The following is a 19,765-nucleotide window of genomic DNA, read 5'->3' as shown; positions in this document are numbered from 1 at the left end:
ACCCAGTATGGTATCGGCATGAGCGTATGCGCGCCCACCAGCGTTCCTTTGCCTTGACTGCAAGTAGCTTTTCGCCGATCCACCAATTCTCGCATTTTCTCCGTTGTGCCATAGTTTAAGATGCGGCCCATCGCCACCACTCTGGTCCGGCAGAGAATCAGTTACTAAAGGCCCTGTACGTGAATATTGAAAACCGCATGACACTGCCGCCTCGCCATGAGTTGCGAAATGTGCGCAATCGGGGCATTACTTTCCTGGCCCTGGCGTTTCTGTTCAGCATCTTCGTTAACCTTCTGATGCTGACCGGGCCTTTGTTCATGCTGCAGGTTTACGATCGGGTCCTGGGCTCGCGCGCTGTGGAAACGCTGACAGCACTGTTTTTGCTGGTAGCCCTGCTATATGGCCTTATGGCGATGCTGGATTTTGCCCGCGGCAGAATCGTGGCTAGATTCGGTGCCCGGTTCCAGTCTGAACTGGATGAACGTGTGTTCGACGCCACCCTGCGCCGATCACTTTTTCCACAAGCACGGTCCGCTCCGGCCACGGCATTGCGCGATCTTGAGTCGATTCAGAACCTGTGTGCCTCGCCCGTTCTATTGGCGGTGATGGATATTCCGTGGACACCAGTATTTCTGGCAGCAATCTTCTTGTTTCACCCGTTGCTAGGCTGGTTGGCCGTGGCGGGCGGGAGTTTGCTTATCCTGATCGCCTTGTTGAACCAGTGGCTAACCCACAGCAAGGTGGCTTCAGCACAAAGGGCGTCGGCCCAGGCCAACGCGTTTTCCGAACACGCAAGACAAGCGGCCGAAGTGGTGCGATCGCAAGGCATGCAAGAGGACATAACCCAACGCTGGCAGCGGCAGCGCACCAATGCCCTGCGTCAGACCATTGCCGCCAGTGACTGGACAGGCAGCTTTACCTCGCTGACCAAATCACTGCGGTTGTTTTTGCAATCGGCCATGCTGGCGCTTGGCGCTTGGCTGGTGCTACGCAACGAACTGACGCCAGGGGCGATGATTGCCGGCTCTATCTTGTTGGGGCGGGCGCTGGCACCCGTTGAGCAGGCGGTTGGCCAATGGGGTATGGTTGAACGGGCCCGCACGGCCTGGAGTTCGCTTAACCGGTTTCTGGATGCGACCCCACCTGAAAAACCTCGCACCAAACTGCCTGTGCCCGAGGCCCGGCTGACCGCAAAAAGCCTAACTGTCATTCCTCCGGGTGCAGACAAGCCGACGCTGCGCAATGTCGCTTTGCGGCTAGAACCAGGTAAAGCGCTTGGCGTCATCGGTAAAAGCGGCTCGGGGAAATCGACGCTGGCCAAAGCCCTTTTGGGCCTGTGGCAACCTGCCGCCGGGGAAATACGGTTGGGTGGTGCAACACTGGATCAATATGATCCCGACGATCTGGGCCAGCATATTGGTTACCTGCCGCAGGAAGTTACTCTGTTCAACGGATCCGTGGCTGAAAACATTGCCCGCATGTCGGAAAATCCCGACCCTGACGCGGTTGTAGCCGCAGCAAAAATGGCCAACGCGCATGATCTGATCCTGTCATTGAGCAAAGGATATGACACATTTCTGGAAGGCAATGACAGCCAATTGTCGGGCGGGCAAAAGCAACGTATCGCACTGGCCCGCGCCCTTTACGGCAACCCGGTTCTGTTGATTCTGGATGAGCCGAACTCGGCCCTGGATGCCGATGGGACCGAGGCGCTGAACGCCGCTGTTCGAGGTCTGAAAGAGGCCGGAAAATCAACCATCATCATGACCCACCGCCCTCAGGCAATTTCGGAATGTGACGATCTGGCCGTTGTCGAAAACGGGCAAGTTGTGAAATCCGGCACTCGGGATGAGGTGCTGGGTGCAATGGTACAAAACGCTGGCGCCATCAAACGCGGCCTCAGTCAGGTGAAAAAAGATGCAGGATAAGACGGGTAAAGACACGCGCCCGGTGTGGCACATCACGATACCAGCCTTGGTCGGTTTTGTGGCCTTGCTGATTTTGGTTGGCGGGCTTGGCATCTGGTCCGTGCAGACCCGACTGGCCGGGGCGATCATATCGCAAGGAACCATCGAGGTTCAAAGTAGCCGACAGGTAGTGGAACATCCTGATGGTGGCGTTGTGGGCGAGATTTTCGTACGCGACGGTGACGAAGTCGCTGACGGAGATATGCTGGTCCGATTAGATGATACGTTTTTGTCTTCGGAGAGAACTATAGTTGAATCTCAGCTTTTCGAACTGTTGGCGCGTAGAGCCCGATTGGTGGCAGAACGCGACGGTGGCGATGCCCCAGCCTTGGCAGCTCTGCTTGAAGAGATTCAAAAGCAGGACGATATCGACGCTGAACTGATTGCCGGTCAGCAACGCCTGTTCGAGGCCCGTCTGGAAACACTGGACCAACAGACCCAACAATTGGGCAAACAGCGGGTTCAAATCGACAGTGAAATCGAAGGAACCGAGGCACAGCTAGTGTCCTTGCGTCGCCAGGTGGAACTGATTCAAAACGAGCTGAAGGACCAACAAGACCTGTTACAACGCGGTTTGACTCAGGCCAGCCGCGTGTCCGCCTTGCAGCGGGAAGAGGCCAGCCTGACGGGTGAGATTGGTAGGCTCGAAGCTGCTGTGGCTCGCCTGAAAGGTCAGATTTCAGCAACCGAGATTGAGATTGTCGAATTGACGGCCACGCGGCGGGAAGAGGCTATTACCGAACTGCGGGACGTTCAGACGCAGATCGCTGAGTTGGCTGAGCGACGTCTTTCTCTGGAAGAACGGCTATCAAGGTTGGACATTCGCGCACCCGTTGCAGGTACGGTCTATGGCAGTCAGGTTTTCGCCCTGCAATCGGTGATTCAACCAGCCGAGCCTATGATGTATATTGTACCCCAAGACACGCCGTTGCTGGTGGCAGCGCGCGTTGATGCGATCCACGTAGATCAATTGCATATTGGGCAACCAGTGGCGTTACGGTTTACGGCTTTCAATCAACGAGAGACGCCTGAGATTGACGGGCGGGTAGTCACCGTCTCGGCGGATACATTCACTGATGACGTAACTGGTCAGACATTCTACCGCGCCGAGGTCGCCCCCGAAGACAATCAGATCGAGCGGTTGAATGGGCAAGCCCTGTTACCGGGCATGCCGGTGGAAACCATGATCAAGACCGACGAAAGAACCCCTTTGTCCTATATGGTCAAACCCATGGCCGACTATTTCAACCGGGCTTTCCGTGAATAATGGGCTGCGGTTTCAGACCGGTTCGAGGTTGCCCAGAAGGATCGAGGTCATATCGGTGCTAATCACATTGTCGACCACAGTGACATCGACACCGGTTTCATAACTGACATTGTTCTCGGTAATCCCGGACAGGTCTGCGTCATCATCAAGGAAAACCCATTCCGCTTCATGCGCGGTGGGCAGACCTACGGCTATTTGCAAGATGGCCAGCGCATCCAACGCATTGACCATTCCGTCCTGTGTAATATCGGCCGCGATCAGGTTCTCGGGCGTGGCCGGACCCCAGGTCGGGTCTAACCCGACCGACATGCGCAAGACCTGCAACGCATCCAGCGCCGTGATCTCATAGCTGGCCGTCGAATAGGTCTTGATGATATCCAACTCCCCCTCGAATGTGCCTGACGGCAAATCCAGATCGAACCGCCCCTCGCCATCCGCTCTGAAGCTGATGGTTCCGCCGCCATCCGGTGTAAATCGAATCTCAGCGTCCGACAGGCCAGGATTCGCGGTTTCGGAGTTGACAGTCACAGTGCCCTGCACCCCATCCGAGCTGCCAGGATCCAACCCACCAAAATCGCCAAAATCGACAGGGATATGATCCGGCCCGCCAAAGCCCGCACCAAAGACTTCGGCGCTGGTCAGGGGCCCTCCGGTTGAAGAGTTGATCACGATGACCTCATCGAGAAATTCAATCTGCGCCCCCTGCGCCGTGGCTGTGAACATCAGTTGCCCTGGAGTGCGCAGCAGCGGATAGTCGAATAAATCCAACCGGTCGGTTCCGGCCTGAAAACCGTTAATTGTTGTGGGGTCACTGCCGTATTGCATAACAAAGATATCCGCGCCGGCACCCCCATGCATGGTTGTTGCGCCGATACCTGCGATCAGAATGTCGTCACCTGCGCCACCCATCAGGGTTGTTTCGAGGATACTGCCGCTGAGCATGTCATTCTGCGCAGTTCCCGTCACCGTACCAAAGCCATCGCGCACGATGCCCAAATCCGCAATCGAAACGCTGAGTTGCGTCAAGCCTTCATCCTGTTGCGCGCCGACAAGAATCTGAAGCTCGTCCCCGACATGGGCAACACTCAATGTTTCGACATTCTGCAACCCGCTATGAATAGTGTCGGCAAAGCTGTCCTGATGCACCAATTGCCCGCCAGGTGTCAGCGTGAAAAGGGAAACGCCATCATCGCCGCCACCAGCAACAATAAACACATGCCCGTCAGCCTCGATCACGGCCAAATCCTGAACCGTTTCGAACCGTGTATGCAAGGAATCCAAAACATGATCCGTGGGGATCAATCGCCCGTCACCCGCTAACTCCATAACGCTCAGCGAGTTGCTGCCTGCCCCTGCCACAATGACCCAGGATTGGCCATAGGCTTGCACCACTTCGACCGCCGTCGGTGAAGTAATCCCTAAAGTCGCTAGCGCGTCGCTGTTGTCGACCACTGTCAAAGCACCGGTGTTTTGATCGACATTGTAGGTGCTGATCGTGCCGGTGGTCGCGTCGGCTGCAATCACGAAATGATCCGCCCCGGCTTGCAGAACTTGCATCGAATCAGCCTGCCCCGCGATCGACGCCGACAGGCTCAATGTGCCGTCCCCGTTCACGGTATAGGTTGCAATCTGCCGTGTCGATTCGTGCGCGATGGTCAGGATATCGCCGAACTGCACTAGGGCCGAGATATCTCCGCCGCCGGTCAGTGTCCCCGTTTCCTGAAGCGGGCCTACGGTTCCATCTGGGTTCAGGTCATACCCGATCAATCCAGTCGCCGTACGTACATCCAGAACAAGCTGATCGTCTCCGGCCAGCGTTACAGGCATACCGGTATCGCCAACCTGAAACGTTATCGTTCCACTAAAATATTCGGTGTCTTGCAATTGCGGCAGCGCACCTTCGACCAGCTTCCAAACCGCGATACCGCCGCCCGGACCGGTCACGCTGTACAGGTACGTGACGTCATTAAGCGTTTTTAAAGCCGTATGGCCGATACCTGAATCGAGCGCTGCGCTCCCCGTTGCAACCACTCCTTCGAACTGAAGCATCATATCCAATCACCCCACGCCACACCCGGCACCGATTACAGGATGATCCGATGCCCAGTCCGAAACCAAAGCTGGAATGTGGAGAAAACGAGGAGTTCGGCTTCAGTTTAACTCAATTTTTTCTGGTCCGACCGCATGAGTCACCGAAGAGAAAGACAGATGAACAAAACCTGGATTCTTCGAGCGGATGCGGAAACCACATGTGAGGGCAAGATGACCAAAGAACCTGAATCCAAGATCAACCCGGCCGATGCTCAGCCTGATACCGAACGCAAGCGACACATCCGCCAGTGGATTGACGGCAAGATGCGCCGTTGGGCCGGACGTGGCATTGTTGGCGGGCTCGGGTCAACGATCCTCGCGCTGCCCGCCCTGGCGCAGGCCACAATCGAAGAGCTTTATGCATTCCAATTCGCGGAAACGATTCCTGGCGTAAGATCCGTCAAGCTGTTGGACAATGGCGACGTTCTTTTGAAATTGGCCGATGGTCGCAAGATGGTTGTCGCCGCCGAAAACGTACAGGTGCTTGATAGTGGCGCAATCATGATCGCCGAAGACGCCGTGTCCGAGATTGCCCAGTTCAGCCTGGCAGAGGCCGGAGGCGCTGCAGCGGCAGGAGGTCTTAGCGGCGCAACCGCGGCGCTGGGTGGTCTTGGTTTGGCGGGTGCTGCAGCCGCTGCCGGGGGTGGCGGCGGCGGTGGCGGAGACGACGATACCGCGCCGTCACCCGCACCTGCGCCTGCACCGACACCCAGCTATCCGGTTCTCAACTTGGCAGGTTCGCAGGGCGATATGCTAAGCACGGCACGCACTGGACTGACTGCACCAGAGGGTACTGAAACTGTCGAAGTGACAATCGGATCGCTCACCAAAACCGTAACCCCCGAAGATGACGGAAGCTGGAGCCTTTCGCTGACTCCTGCCGAGGCCGCAACCTTGCCACAGGGCGTGCAAACCGTAACGGTCCGCAATCTCGACGCCGAGGGCGCGGAATTGTCAGCAGAAACAGTGACATTTGCCGTGGATACCATCCCACCGACCCTGACCATTACAGGGTTTTCGGACGGGGCGGTGATGAATGCCTCGGAACAGACCACTGATCTCAACGTAGTCGGGACAACGAACGCCCAGGATGGGCAAACCGTAGTCGTCACGATCAACGGACAACCCTTCACCGGTACTGTTGCTGGCGGACAATGGAGCGTATCGGTCCCTGCCGCCAATCTGGCGACCCTGCCGGACGGTGCCACATTTGCGGTCACCGCAGATGTCAACGATCAGGCAGGTAACTCGGCAACACAAGCCGATGCCAGCTTTGATACAGACTTTACCGCTCCGACGATTACTCTGGACCCTGTTGCCGGCGGGTCTATCGAATTGATCGATGTCAGCGCCGACCTGACCCTGACAGGGTCAACCACAGCTGTCGACGGTCAGACGGTTTCCGTCACATTTGACGGTCAAACATATTCAACCACGGCCACGGGTGGCGCATGGAGCGTAACAGTCCCAAGCGCCGATCTGACCGGGCTATCGACGGGTGTTCCGGCAACCGTCAATGTCACGGTCAGCGATGCCGCCGGCAACATTTCGGTCCCGGCTTCGGCTTCTGTTCCTGTTGATTTGACGGGCCCGTCTATCTCCGTTTCTCCGCTATCCGTTGGCGGGGTTCTCAACGCGGTCGAGGTTGGGTCCGATCTGACAATCTCGGGATCGACGGCCAATGTTGAAGACGGCCAGCAGGTCACCGTTACCTTGAACGGCCAAACCTATACAGACACGGTCTCGGGCGGGAGTTGGAGCGTGACAGTTCCGGCCGCTGACCTGGCATCCCTGGCTGACGGAGGAAGCTTTGCGGTGACTGCTGACGTTTCCGATACCGATGGGCTGGCAGCACCTCAAGCCAGTGTACCTCTTGCCAAAGATGCAACCGCCCCGACCCTGTCCATTGACAGTTTTTCGGATGGCGCTGTTCTGAACGCAACCGAGCAGGGAACAGACTTGACCATCAACGGTTCGACCACGGCCGAAGATGGTCAGCTCGTGACGGTTTCGATGAACGGTCAGACCTATACCGGGGCGGCCTCGGGTGGCGCATGGTCTGTCACTGTTCCTGCGGCGGATCTTGCCGCCTTGTCTGACGGTGTCACCATTCCGGTCACGGCAGACGTGTCCGACACGGCGGGAAATCCGGCGATCCAGGCCAGCAACAGCTTTGATACAGACTTTACCGCCCCTTCGATCAGCGTCACAGGCCTGTCGGATGGCGCCGTCATGAATGCCGTGGAACAAGGCACAGACCTGACTGTCAGCGGTACCTCTGACGCCGCAGACGGCACGGTTGTCACGGTCGAAATCGCCCGACCCGACGGAACCGTGGATGTCACGGGCACCGCTACGGTCAATAGCGGCAGTTGGAGCTATACAGCCTCGGCTGCAGATCTTAGCGCATTGCAGGATGGCGTATCATATGATGTCGATGCTTCGGTAACCGACGCGGCAGGCAACAGCGCGCAGGACACCACAAGCTTTGCCACTGATTTCACTGTTCCGACAGTGACTCTCGACCCCTTGCCGGTTGGAACCGAATTGGACGTGACCGAGCAAGGCAGCGACCTCACGATCTCGGGCACGACCAGTGCCGAGGATGGGCAAACCGTTTCCGTCAGCCTGAATGGCCAAACGTATACCGGTACCGCGTCGGGTGGTTTCTGGTTTGCAACCGTTCCTTCCGCTGATCTGGCGGCCCTTGCAGACAGTACGGGCTATCCGATTTCAGCCAGTGTAGCCGATCAGGCCGGAAACCCGGCCACCTCGGCGACCATCACATTGACCACTGACCTTCGGCCCGTATTGACCATAAACCCTGTCGGTTCAAACGGCGCTGTGTCGTTGGCCGACGCGCAGGCGTCAGGTGTAACCGTATCGGGCACATCTGCCGGACTAAGTGCAGGTCAGGCGGTGGACGTCACCCTGAACGGCAGCCCCGTCGGTTCTGCGACGGTCGCCGCAGATGGAAGCTGGTCTCTAGCTGTTCCTGCCTCGAATTTCTCGGGGATTAACGCAGGTGACGACCTTGATTTTGCAGCGGACGCAACTGTTTCCGGTGGTCCTTATCCCCTAACCGCAAACGATGACAATACGGCCCATGAACCAGCCGCTTACGTCATTACACAGGCCGGAATCAGCGGGAACACCGTGACATTCGAGATCTATGCAGATGCTGATCGGGATATCTCAAGCGGTCTTGCAATGACGGCAGAACTGGGCTTTGACCCATCCGTCGTAACCTTCGACACTGGGTCGGATGTTGGCAACGGGGCATTCGATTTCTTCGTGTCCAACCCGATCGGAGGGAACGTGATCCGCTTTGCCGGTGCAGCAACCACCTTCACGGATCTGAACCAGCCTCTGGTTACATTCGAGATGACCGTTGTTGACCCAAATCAGCCCATCGAGTTGACGATCACGACCCCGGATGGTGGTCCAAGCGTTTACCAGATTGGCACCAGCGGCGACGACACCTTGGTAGCCTCTGATTTGGATAATTTTATCCGCGGTCAAGACGGTGATGATGCGATTGACGTTTCGGACGCTGGGCGCGACGTCATCCTATTCGAAGCTGATCCAGCCGCAAACGGCGTCGATACAGTGACAGGCTTTTCAATTGGAACCGCGACCGAAGTGTCTGATGCTGTGATGTTCAGCGGCCTAAGCTTCGGAACACTTCGCGGAGATGGCACCGATGTCGAGACACTGGCCGTCGGTGACGCCATCGGCGCAGATACCGGGGTCGTCGGTCTGACTACGGTATTGGGCGACCTGTCTGAGAACACGATCGAAACTGCAGTTGAAAGCCTGACCGGGATTCAAACTGGCGACGAGATTTACGTGATGGCGACGGATGGGACCGACAGTGTGCTAGTCAAAGTCGACTATACCGCCCCGAACTCTGCAACGGTTGAAACCGTGGCGCAATTCTCCGGATTGGATGACCTAAGCGGTCTGAGTGCGGACAACATCCTGCACACCGACCCCACCGGGGCCACAGCCTGAACAGAAATTCGGCTGCCGCCGTTTCTGGCGGCGGTCACTCAAATCACGGGGTAAAAATGGCGCAGAATGGCCTGGTTCCAGTCACCTTTTCCCGGCATGGGCGGCGTTACTGGACACGTTTCATGTCTTACCAATTCGCGGCCAATCGCGCTGAATGCGCAATTGTCTTTCAAGAAGCTCAACAAGCGGCCGCCACTTTTCCCATTTTGTTCAAGAAAACAGCCAGAGGTTATGAGCCAACCGGTATATTGTCCGTTCTCAAAGATAGGCCTACTCCATTTGTATCGCAGGCGGGCCGGTGGCTTGCCGCCTATGTGCCCTCTGCTTTACGTTGCTATCCTTTTCAGGTCGCACCCACCGGTCGCAAAAAGGCAGATCAGGCACCTCTGTTTCAATTAAATGTGGATGAATCCTCTGGGTTGCTAAGCGACGACCCAAAGGACGAAGCATTTTTTGACAATACCGGAGCCGTTTCACCTGCTTTGCGTGAGGTGAAAATCTTTCTTCAAGCCCGCGCTGCGGCCTGTGAGGCAACCCTGGCCCTGTGTCAGATCATCGATAGTCTTGGGTTGTTCGAATTAATTGCGTCACATGATGGGATACCCCTGCCGCCGGACAAGTTTGGGGTGTCAGTCCAGCGGCTCAAGACTTTGTCGCAGGTTGAAAAGCTGAAACTGGTCGATTCGGGTGCTCTTTTCTTGATCCACGCGCATCAGATTTCACTGTCACATTGCGGGTGGTTATCCCGGGCTCATCAACAGCTTGCACAGCAAAACCCGCAAGAAAAATACACGGAAAATTCAGATATTTCCGGTTTCCTCTATGCCATGGCCAACGCTCAGAATGACGACTTTCTTGGAACCAGTGGGGTGTGAAACACCTATGCCAATACATGATCGCAAAGTAAAATTTGCAGCTTTAATCTGTCTCGCCGCGTTGTCTTCGGCTTGCACGCCCGCACCCGAACTGACGGGGGTTGAAATGTCGCTTTCCCGTGGCTCAGTGGGCGCGGGCGCGAACGCTCCTTCACCGCGGCTTGCGCAAAGTGCATTTGGTCAAAAGGTCCGGGTCGCTGTCGAATCCAACCCCGACTTGGCGCAGAGCGCAACTCGACTTGAAGTCGCTGCTGCCAATGAGGACGCCGCCAAAGGGGCGTTCTTACCGCAAGTGTCCATCGGCGTAAACGCACGATCCGAGCGCATTGAATCGGATATTGCTGACGTTACCCCCTATTTGCGAATTTCGCAGCTAGTCTATGACGGCGGCGCGGCCTCGAATGACCTGGCTGCCGCAAAAGCCCGCGTGCTTCAAAGCCGGGGCGACCAGTTGCAAACCGCAGCGGCAATCGCGCTTTCGGCAATCGAGGCCTATGTTGTGGTTCTTGACAGGCGGAAAATCCTGGGCATATCGGAACAGAACGTGTCGGCTCACGAAGAAATGCTTCGCCAAATAGCCGAGCGAACCGCGCAGGGTGTAGGTTCAAATGCGGATGTTCTGGCGGCCCGCTCTCGCATGGCTGACGCGCAGACAAGATTGGCGGATGCTGAGGCCAGACTAGATCGTGCGGATGCTCAGTTTCGCGAATTTTTCGGCTCTGCCCCCGGGGTATTGCCCCCTCCGGTTGCGGCCCCAAAACTGTCGAGAACTGATGCTCAGATCGTGATGGACAGCCCACAGGTTCGGCGGGCGGATGCAGCGCTGCTATCCGCAAAGGCCGAGCAGGCTGCTGCTCAATCCCGGCGCCAGCCTGGCGTTCAGGTTGCAGCCTTTGCTGATCGGGATGATAGGAATGACGCGAATTTCGGCGTCGACCTGTCATTCAATTACGAGATCGACAGCACAGGACAGCGCCGCGCTGCAATTGCGGCGGCAGAGGCACAGGTCAAAGAGGCTGAATTCACACGAGAATCTGTAATCCGGGACATACGGCGAGAGTTGGAATTTGTTCGCTCGGATCAGCAAGCTGGCGCAGTGCGGCTGCAGGCCGCCCGCATCGCAGTGCAGGCCAACGCCGACAGTGTCTCAGCAGCACGCGAGCAATTCACAATAGGACGGCGCAGTCTGATCGAAATCCTGGACGCGCAACGAGATTATGTGAACGCTCAGGAAAGATTGATCCTGGCTGAGCAGAATTTTTTCCTGACCAACTATGCCGCGCTCAGCCTCACTGGTGACATTCTGGACCTTCTGGGGATTTCATCGGCCAAGTGGGGTGAGGGTCTATGACACAACTGCTGCCAATTTCACGAGACCCCGAGCTTACGCCTTTGGAAAAATGCCTGTTGCACGTCGCGGCTCAATTGGATCGGCCGATGACAAGCGCCACTTTGTATGCCGCGCAATCAGGAACGACCGGGGAACTTACCCTCCGTGACGCTATCGAAGTGGCACAAAGGGCTGGTTTGCAGGCCGGATACGGCAAACGAAAGCTGCGGGATTTCGACACCCAACTGGCACCAGCGCTTTTGCTGTTGCAAGACAATAAAGCCGTTGTTTACCACGGTCGTTCGCCCGATGGGCATCTTTTGATTTTCGACCCTGAGCTTGGGGCTGATATCGGTGAAGTGTCAGAAGATAAGTTGAGGCACATTTACACCGGATATGCCCTTCTGTTTCGCCGCAATTATCGCGACGAAGTATCAAACAGCGATTCCTCATATTCCGGGCACTGGTTCTGGTCGGCAATGGCCGCAAACCGATGGTCTTACACACAGGTTATTCTGGCGGCAGCGCTCGCCAATCTGCTTGGCCTTTCAACGTCGATCTTCATCATGGTGGTTTATGACCGCGTTCTACCCAACGAAGCGACTGAATCCCTGATTGCGCTGACCGCCGGCGTCGGCCTCGCACTAGGCTTCGATTTCATCCTAAAGCTGTTGCGCGCCGGGTTCATTGATCGCGCCGGGCAAAAGGCCGACATGCTGATGGGGCGTCGTGTGTTTGATCAGGTTCTGAACATCCGAATGAAATCGCGTACAGGCTCGACTGGCGCCATGGCCAGCACAGTTCGTGAGTTCGAAACTCTACGCGAGTTCTTTACTTCGGCCACGCTGGTTGCGCTGGTTGATCTGCCGTTTATCGCGCTGTTCATCTTTGTCATCCATCTGGTGGGTGGACCGCTGGCGCTTATCCCGGCCCTCGCGGTTCCAATTGTGTTGCTTGCGGGAATTGCCGTTCAACCAGTGTTGGCACGCCTGGCAGAGAAAAGCTTTTCAGACGGGCAATCCAAGCAATCCGTTCTGGTGGAAACGGTTTCAGGGCTTGAGACCATCAAAACCACCGCAGCGGCCAGGCAAATGCGAACCCGTTGGGAAAATGCGATAGAACGACAATCGTCACACGGCGCGCGAAGCCGAACGGTGACGCAGTTTGCCCTGAATCTGACCGGTTTCACCCAACAGGCTGCACAGGTATTGATCGTCTTCTATGGCGTGTTTCTGATCACCGACGGTCAGGCCAGCATGGGGGCGTTGGTTGCCTCGGTCATGCTAACGGGGCGCGCTTTGGCCCCGTTGGGACAGCTTGCCCAAACCTTGACCCGCGTCAACCAGGCCCGAAGCGCTTACCGCAGTTTGGATGCCTTGATGCAGGCCGAAAGCGAAAGGCCACAAGGACGCAATTGGGTAAGCCGAAACGGCTTCGAAGGCCGGATCTGCTTCAAGGATGTTCACTTCGCCTATCCCGATCAGACCGAGGACACTTTGGCCGGCGTGTCATTTTCAATTGAACCGGGTGAGAAGGTCGCGATTTTGGGGCCAATCGGCTCGGGTAAAAGTACAGTGGCCCGGCTGTTGCTTGGACTTTACCAGCCGCGCTCGGGGTCGGTTCTGCTGGACGGGGCAGATATCCGGCAGATCGACCCTGGTGATCTGCGTCGAAACGTTGGCTCGATCCTACAGGATATCTGGCTGTTTTCTGGCACGGTACGCGAGAACATAAACAGCGGCACCGTCAGGCCACGCGATCAGGACTTGATCCATGCTGGGAAGGTGGCCGGGGTCGAAGATTTTATTGCTCATACCCCCAATGGATACGACCTGAAACTGGCGGAACGGGGCGAAGGTTTGTCCGGCGGTCAGCGGCAAGCCATTGCTTTGGCCAGGGCACTGGTCGGACGACCTCCGGTCCTGTTGCTGGATGAACCGACCAGCGCGATGGATGTAAAAACCGAGGCCGAAGTGATCCGTCGCCTGAAACAGGCAACGCAGGACACAACGATGGTCATCGTCACGCATCGCACCAGCCTTCTGGAGCTGGTGGATCGGGTCATTGTGATCGAAGGCGGGCGCGTGGGCGCAGACGGCCCGAAAAGCTTGCTGGCCCAACACGTCCGCAAAACACGGAGGCACCTGAATGTCGCGGCATCCTGATCTGGCCACACTCGCGCGTGAAATACGTGGACGCTCACCTCTACGTGGATCTCTGCTTTTGTTGGTGATTACGTCCTGTCTCATCGTGCTTGGACTGTGGGCGCATCTCACCGTATTGGACGACGTGACGCGCGTTGACGGTCGGATCGTGCCTTCGGCTGACATTCAGGTGATCGAAGCCACTGAACCCGGCGTATTGCAATCCCTGAAAATTCGGGAAGGGCAAGTGGTTGAAAAAGGAACGCTGCTGATGGAGTTCGAAACCACCCAGATCGACAGTCAGCTAAACCAGGAACAACAGCGTGCATTCGGGCTGATGGCGCGCACCCAACGTTTGCAGGCAGAAATTGACGGGACCGAACTGAGGTTTTCGCCGAACCTGATCAAAGGGTCCCCCGAGGTCGTGCATTCGGAAACCGCGCTGTATCAGGGGCGCCAATCCGAATTGCGTGCTGAAATCGCAATTCTTGAAAGGCAGCGCCAGCAACGCCAACAGGAATACGAGGAAGGGCTGGTGGATCGTGTGACAGCAGATCAGACGCTTAAGTTGCTGGCCGAAGAACGCTCGATGATGCAGCCATTGGTGGAAAAGAAAATGGAGCCAGCCACAACGCTTTTAACGCTCCGCCGTGGTGAGGCCGAATGGGAAGGCCGCAGAACGCGGGCCGTGGCCGCGACCAACAGGCTGAAAACTGGTCTAGACGAAATAGAAGACCGCATCCGTGCAACGCGCAGCCGGTTTCGCAGCGCCGCGCTGACTGATCTGGCGTTGGCGACCACAGAGCTTGCGGCGTTGCAGCCCATTCTGCCAGCACTGCGCAACCGGGCCGATAGAGCACAGGTGCGATCGCCAGTTCGGGGTATCGTGAACCGGGTGCATCGCAGCACAATTGGGGGATTGGCCCGCAGTGGAGAGGAATTGATTGAAATTGTGCCCTTGAACGACACCTTGCTTGTCGAAGCCTATGTGCGGCCAGAAGACATTGCCTTTCTTCACTCAGGGCAGCCGGTCAAGGTCAAGATCACAGCCTATGACTTTGCCCGTTATGGGGCTTTGAACGGTCAAATCACGCGCATCGGTGCAGACACGATCACGCGGTCCGAACGCAATGACGAAGAAGTTTTTGTCGTAGAAATTGAGACCAGCAACTCGATGCTGGATGCCAATGGTCTGGCCGTTGAAATCATCCCCGGCATGATTGCCGAAGTTGACATTCTGTCGGGCAAAAAGACGGTGCTGGAATACCTTCTGCAACCTGTGGTCAAAGTCAAAGACAGGGCACTGCGCGAATAGGTCAAAACGGGTTAAGCCCGGTTGTAGGTCCACGTTACTGACCAGATCCTACAGAAGGGGCGGCTGTCAGGACACCGGTTGTTTGAACTGCTTATCAAACAATTTCCGGAACACCCCATCGTTCCCGACCAGAGTTTCCAAGTTGCCTTCCTCAATAACCTCACCGTCCTGAATGACAATGATCTTGTCCGCTTCCAACACGGTAGACAGCCTGTGGGCGATGACAATCGTTGTGACATTCTCGGTCAGCTTGTCCAGCGCGGTTTTCACAAGGGTTTCAGATTCTGCATCAAGGGCACTGGTGGCTTCGTCCAGCAACAAGATTTCAGACTTTCGCAGAATTGCTCGTGCAATGGCCAACCTCTGTTTTTGCCCGCCAGACAAAAACGCGCCATTCTCACCCACTTGCGTGTCATAGCCGAATTGCATCTTGCTGATAAATTCATGTGCATGGGCGGCCCGCGCGGCTTCGGTCACCTCTTCGTCGGTTGCCTCGGGACGCGCAAATCTGAGGTTCTCCATAATCGAAGCGGAAAACAGGAACGTTTCCTGACCAACATACGAGATCTTTTGGCGCAATGAGGCAAAGCTTGCCCCCTGTAGATCCTGCCCGTCTATTTCAACCGTTCCGCTATCAGGATCATAAAAACGCATGATCAGGCCAAAGATAGTAGATTTTCCGCCACCGGACTGACCAACAAGAGCCGTTGTCTTTCCAGCCTCAAATGTCACGTTCATATCCGAAATGACATTGGGGTTTCCCTTGTACCCAAAACTGAGATCCCTTAGCCGAATTTCACCCGGTCCAGATTCCAGAGGTTTGGCATCGGGGCTTTCCCGCATGGGCTCTTCTTCGTCCAGCAAATCAAACATCAGACCGATCGGAACCAGTGCCGTTTCAATGACAACGCGCATTTTCGACAAACGTTTCGCGGGCTCGTAGGCCATCAACAACGCCGTGATGAACGACATCAGCTGACCTGCGGTGGTTGGGCCGCTTCCTGCAATACCTATGGTGCTGATCACCAGAACCCCGGCTATGGCAAGGCCCGCCAGGAATTCCATCAGAGGGCTGGCCACCGATTGCAGTTTCGATATCGAATTTGCCCGCTTCTCAACTGATCTGATCGCCCCATTCATCCGGCCGACCATATGATCTTCGAGAGCAAAGACTTTGATGATCGTAATGCCACCAGATGTTTCCTGAAGAACCTTGATGATCTCGGACAGCGCCGCCATCTCGGACTGCATGATCGAGCGAACGCGCTTGAGCAGGAAACGCACACTCACCAATGCAACTGGGCCGACGACAAAGAACAGCACAGACAATAAAGGTTGCTGATAGACCATTACGAACACCAGGCCGATCAATGTGAGAAGATCGCGCACAAAGCTGGTGACAACGACGTTGACCAGCCGTCTGGCCGCTTGGGCCCCTTGCGTCACGCGCATCAAAAGGCCCGAGGATTCGTTTCTGGAAAAAAAACCCACACCGCGCTTTATCAGTTTGGCGTATAGGCGCTCTTGTTGAACGGCAATAATGCGGTTTCCGGCCCGCGCCAAAAACACCGCCTGTACGTAAGAGGCAGCCGCTTTGCCAAAAAACAGCGCAATTACAGCCCCGGCAACCAGAAAGACCTGCGAGCGCATCTCAGGCTCGGTCATGGTGTTGACGATGTTTTCCATCATCCACGCAGTACCGGCAGTGGTTGCGGCAACCACAACCATGGCCATCATCGCGATCCCATACAACCAGCCCTGACTGCGCAGGCTTTCGCCCAGCAAACGGCCGATATGACCGGATTGCCATTTGGCCAAGGTTTTTTTGATCATTCTACTCTCCAAAACCCTTAGCTGTTCCGATACCCGGCAGCGTCATGGTCTTAACCTGCATTGCACCGGCAACCCCCGGACAGGATGGTGTTAGTTATGCGCGACTGCGCCAAGAATCCATAGCCCGTGCGCAGATAATAAAAGCGATGTGTTCCAGCTGACATCAGGATTAGGATTTTGTCCTATTTTTCGTGTAACGAAGTGGTTTTGCTAAATTATTCACAACAGGAGCTCTAGTATAAGGTCGTCTTCCAGCTATTGATAGGCGCTTTACCGCCACTCGACATCCCCCAGAAAGATATACCCTGCCCCATAGATGGTCTTGATCAGGCGCGGGTTTTTCGGATCTTCGCCCAGCTTTGTGCGCAACCGAGAGATACGCACATCCATTGCGCGGTCAAAGCTGTCGCCAGCCGCACCGCCCAGTGCCTCTTGCATCTGAGATCGGCTGATCAGGCGTTTCGGGCTGTCCAAAAACAATCGCAGAACTTCTCCTTCAGCATGGCTGAACGGTGTCTCTGCGCCACTGGCATCGATCAGGACATAGCGGTCAAAATGCGCAGTCCAACCATTGAACATCGCCACATCTGACTGTGAGGTTTGCTGACGAGGAGACCGCAATCTGGCGCGGATGCGGGCCACAACCTCGGCGGGGTCGAACGGCTTGGTAATGTAATCGTCCGCCCCAAGCTCTAGCCCAGTCACACGATCTTGCACCTGCGCCCGACCTGAGATGATGATCACCGCTGCCCCCTGTTCCAGTGCCAGCCGATGCACCAACGCCAACCCGTCCGTATCGGGTAGGGACAGATCAACTAAGCACACATCCGGCGTCACACGTTTCAGCGCAGCCTCAAATTCCCGCGCCCGGGCAAAGCTTTGGGTGCGGAATCCGGCCTCTTCCAGCGCGTCGGTCAAAACACGCCGAATTTCGGGCTCATCATCGACAATGGTGACCAGCGGTTGTGTCATCAGGCGGCCTCGGTTCGGATCAGGGCGGACAGCTGTGCCCGCGTAAATGGTTTACTCAGGACCGGCGCCAGTGTCAGCGCTTGCCGGTGCAACGGGTCAGAATAGGGTAATGAGGTCATCAAAATACACGACAAACCAGGTCTCAACTGCGCCAGTAGGTCAAGCCCCGTCCCCTGACCTTCTAGGCGAATGTCTGACAACACCAACTCGATATCGTCAATATCTGCGGTCAAGGCCAGGGCTTCGTCGACTGAGGTCGCCTCGATCACGGAACACCCAAGATCGACCAGCATTTCGCGGAACTGCCCGCGCAAATCTTCATTGTCTTCGACAAGCAGGACCAGCCCATCCTGCACCGGCGGGGCTGGACGATAAGGCAAACGCATGGCCACCGCAGCGCCCGATGGTGTGTTGCGCAAGTTCAGGTCCCCGCCTGCCAGTTTTACAGTATCATAGACCATCGGCAGACCCAGCCCCGACCCTTTGCTACCCTTGGTCGTAAAGAAGGGATTCAGTGCTTTTTCCATGCCTTCCTTGGAAAAACCCGGTCCGGTGTCCGTGACCGCAATCTCAATCCAGATCTCACCGATCTTATGCGCGCTGATCGTCACCTGACCAAATCCGCCACAGGCATCGCGCGCGTTCAGAACAAGGTTCAATAGCGCATCCTGCACCATGCCCGGGTCCAGCATCAACGCCTCGTCCGGCAAGGTGTTGACCACCGACAGACCCACGCCGCGCGGCAAAGATGGCGAGGCGAGGATGCGTAAATCTTCCAACAGGCCACGCATGTCGGTTGCTTTTGGTTGGAAAGTTCGGTTGCCGGTCATATCCGCGATCCGGTTCAGCAATTGCCCGCCCCTTAGCGCGGTTTGCTGGGTAGCGGCTACAAGCTCTCGCGCGGCTTCGGACAAATCCATCTTTTCCAACCGGGACTGCATACCCAGAATGATGGTCAACAGGTTCGAGAAATCATGCGCCAACCCACTGGTCATCTGCGCCGCCATAGCCCGGCGACGTGTCTGTTGCAGGGCCACACGCGCCTGCGTTTCCTCGGTAATATCGACAGACATCACATAGACGCCCCCCTCACCATCTGGTGAGAACGACACGCGGATGCGGCGGGAATCCTGATCCTCGGTGAACTCGAACACCGACGTTTCACCGCCATAAGCATTGAGCAGGTAAGGTTCCACACGGGTAAAGGCCGCTGCACCCAACGCGTCGGAAATATGCATATCCAGAATTTCAGATGGCCGGCCCGGCATGACCGAGCTGAGCCGGCGGTTGGAGTAATCATACCGCCCGTCCGGATTCAGATGGGCAATATGGGCCGGCATCATCTCGGTTGTCATACGTGTGCGGGCTTCGATCTCGGTCAGCTGACGCTTGGCTTCTTCCAGCGCAGAGTTGGTCGCCGCGAGTTTTCGGTTGGCTGCCAAAAGCTCCTCGGCGCGGTCCAGCAATTGATCCGACAGTTCCTCGGACCGGGCACGCAGCAAGGCCTCGGCCTGTTTGGTGTTGGTGATATCGGTGTAGACGGATACCCAACCGCCTGTGGGCAAAGGCGCACCTTCGACCGAAATCACGCAGCCGTTGGCGCGCACACGTTCCATGTAATGAGGCTCGAACGCCAGCGCCTGTTGAACCCGCTGAGCGACGGCATCCTCGACATCAGTAACTTCACCATATTCACCGTGCGCAACCAGATAGCGGATCGTGTCGGCGAACAGCGCTCCGGGCTGCACAAGTTCATCCGGCAGGTCGAACATATCCTGAAAACGGTGGTTGCTGACCACAAGCCGCAATTTGCTGTCGTAGATCGACAGGGCCTGACCGATCAGGTTCAGACCCGCACTGGTCATCGACTTTATCTGTTGTTCAGTTATGTCCAATTTCGCCCTCTCCGCGAACCATGCGTAGCATCGGTTTCGTCACAGGTGTATAGGACAGATTG

At 56.5% G+C, this 19,765-nt stretch carries 11 protein-coding genes; 7 read left to right on the top strand and 4 right to left on the bottom strand.

What is annotated here, in order from left to right; all coding sequences use genetic code 11:
* Window positions 1-197: 197 nt before the first annotated feature.
* Window positions 198-1,928 carry a type I secretion system permease/ATPase gene (locus ACR0B0_RS08845; protein ID WP_170350011.1) on the top strand — a complete coding sequence of 577 codons (1,731 nt, stop codon included), beginning with the start codon at window positions 198-200 and terminating at the stop codon, window positions 1,926-1,928.
* Window positions 1,918-3,234 (top strand): HlyD family type I secretion periplasmic adaptor subunit, encoded by a 1,317-nt coding sequence (locus ACR0B0_RS08840; protein WP_170350010.1) that lies wholly within the window; start codon window positions 1,918-1,920, stop codon window positions 3,232-3,234. The genes ACR0B0_RS08845 and ACR0B0_RS08840 overlap by 11 nt, the downstream gene beginning before the upstream one ends.
* Before the next feature lie 12 nt (window positions 3,235-3,246).
* Here the strand turns inward: ACR0B0_RS08840 and ACR0B0_RS08835 are convergent, their stop codons facing one another.
* Window positions 3,247-5,286: a beta-propeller fold lactonase family protein gene (locus ACR0B0_RS08835; RefSeq protein WP_480647383.1), complete on the bottom strand. Its 2,040-nt coding sequence runs from the start codon at window positions 5,284-5,286 to the stop codon at window positions 3,247-3,249.
* Between the two features lie 156 nt (window positions 5,287-5,442).
* On the opposite strand from ACR0B0_RS08835, the gene ACR0B0_RS08830 reads away from it, so the two are divergent.
* From ACR0B0_RS08830 to ACR0B0_RS08810, 5 genes are all read left to right on the top strand, one after another.
* Window positions 5,443-9,339 (top strand): beta strand repeat-containing protein, encoded by a 3,897-nt coding sequence (locus ACR0B0_RS08830; RefSeq protein ID WP_480647381.1) that lies wholly within the window; start codon window positions 5,443-5,445, stop codon window positions 9,337-9,339.
* Window positions 9,340-9,395: 56 nt separating this feature from the next.
* A complete protein-coding gene (locus ACR0B0_RS08825) occupies window positions 9,396-10,214 on the top strand; it encodes a SapC family protein (RefSeq protein ID WP_480647379.1) in 819 nt (272 codons plus the stop codon).
* 106 nt (window positions 10,215-10,320) lie between these two features.
* Complete coding sequence (locus ACR0B0_RS08820; protein WP_170350006.1) at window positions 10,321-11,565, top strand: TolC family protein; 1,245 nt, start codon at window positions 10,321-10,323, stop codon at window positions 11,563-11,565.
* On the top strand, window positions 11,562-13,709 hold the full coding sequence (locus ACR0B0_RS08815; protein WP_170350005.1) for a type I secretion system permease/ATPase: 2,148 nt from the start codon (window positions 11,562-11,564) through the stop codon (window positions 13,707-13,709). Before ACR0B0_RS08820 ends, ACR0B0_RS08815 begins: the two co-directional genes overlap by 4 nt.
* Window positions 13,693-15,003, top strand: a complete 1,311-nt coding sequence (locus ACR0B0_RS08810; RefSeq protein ID WP_480647377.1) for an HlyD family type I secretion periplasmic adaptor subunit — start codon at window positions 13,693-13,695, stop codon at window positions 15,001-15,003. The genes ACR0B0_RS08815 and ACR0B0_RS08810 overlap by 17 nt, the downstream gene beginning before the upstream one ends.
* 66 nt (window positions 15,004-15,069) lie before the next feature.
* Here the strand turns inward: ACR0B0_RS08810 and ACR0B0_RS08805 are convergent, their stop codons facing one another.
* The 3 genes from ACR0B0_RS08805 to ACR0B0_RS08795 all read right to left on the bottom strand — a co-directional run bounded on the left by ACR0B0_RS08805 (window position 15,070) and on the right by ACR0B0_RS08795 (window position 19,673).
* Complete coding sequence (locus tag ACR0B0_RS08805) at window positions 15,070-16,836, bottom strand: ABC transporter ATP-binding protein (protein ID WP_170552109.1); 1,767 nt, start codon at window positions 16,834-16,836, stop codon at window positions 15,070-15,072.
* A 270-nt stretch (window positions 16,837-17,106) separates the two neighbouring features.
* On the bottom strand, window positions 17,107-17,808 hold the full coding sequence (locus ACR0B0_RS08800; protein WP_170516264.1) for a response regulator transcription factor: 702 nt from the start codon (window positions 17,806-17,808) through the stop codon (window positions 17,107-17,109).
* Complete coding sequence (locus tag ACR0B0_RS08795; RefSeq protein WP_480647493.1) at window positions 17,808-19,673, bottom strand: hybrid sensor histidine kinase/response regulator; 1,866 nt, start codon at window positions 19,671-19,673, stop codon at window positions 17,808-17,810. Before ACR0B0_RS08795 ends, ACR0B0_RS08800 begins: the two co-directional genes overlap by 1 nt.
* Between the last annotated feature and the right edge of the window lie 92 nt (window positions 19,674-19,765).

It is taken from the genome of Ruegeria sp. BA12 (assembly GCF_056539625.1).
The sequence above is the reverse complement of the archived record's forward strand: the minus strand, read 5'-3'. Positions and strand labels throughout refer to the sequence as shown.

Coding starts and splice junctions, on each gene's coding strand:
- ACR0B0_RS08820 (WP_170350006.1), top strand. CDS start 10,321: ATGTCGCTTTCCCGTGGCTCAGTGGGCGCGGGCGCGAACGCTCCTTCA.
- ACR0B0_RS08795 (WP_480647493.1), bottom strand. CDS start 19,673: ATGACCAGTGCGGGTCTGAACCTGATCGGTCAGGCCCTGTCGATCTAC.
- ACR0B0_RS08805 (WP_170552109.1), bottom strand. CDS start 16,836: ATGATCAAAAAAACCTTGGCCAAATGGCAATCCGGTCATATCGGCCGT.
- ACR0B0_RS08830 (WP_480647381.1), top strand. CDS start 5,443: ATGAACAAAACCTGGATTCTTCGAGCGGATGCGGAAACCACATGTGAG.
- ACR0B0_RS08815 (WP_170350005.1), top strand. CDS start 11,562: ATGACACAACTGCTGCCAATTTCACGAGACCCCGAGCTTACGCCTTTG.
- ACR0B0_RS08835 (WP_480647383.1), bottom strand. CDS start 5,286: ATGATGCTTCAGTTCGAAGGAGTGGTTGCAACGGGGAGCGCAGCGCTC.
- ACR0B0_RS08825 (WP_480647379.1), top strand. CDS start 9,396: ATGGCGCAGAATGGCCTGGTTCCAGTCACCTTTTCCCGGCATGGGCGG.
- ACR0B0_RS08800 (WP_170516264.1), bottom strand. CDS start 17,808: ATGACACAACCGCTGGTCACCATTGTCGATGATGAGCCCGAAATTCGG.
- ACR0B0_RS08840 (WP_170350010.1), top strand. CDS start 1,918: ATGCAGGATAAGACGGGTAAAGACACGCGCCCGGTGTGGCACATCACG.
- ACR0B0_RS08845 (WP_170350011.1), top strand. CDS start 198: ATGACACTGCCGCCTCGCCATGAGTTGCGAAATGTGCGCAATCGGGGC.
- ACR0B0_RS08810 (WP_480647377.1), top strand. CDS start 13,693: ATGTCGCGGCATCCTGATCTGGCCACACTCGCGCGTGAAATACGTGGA.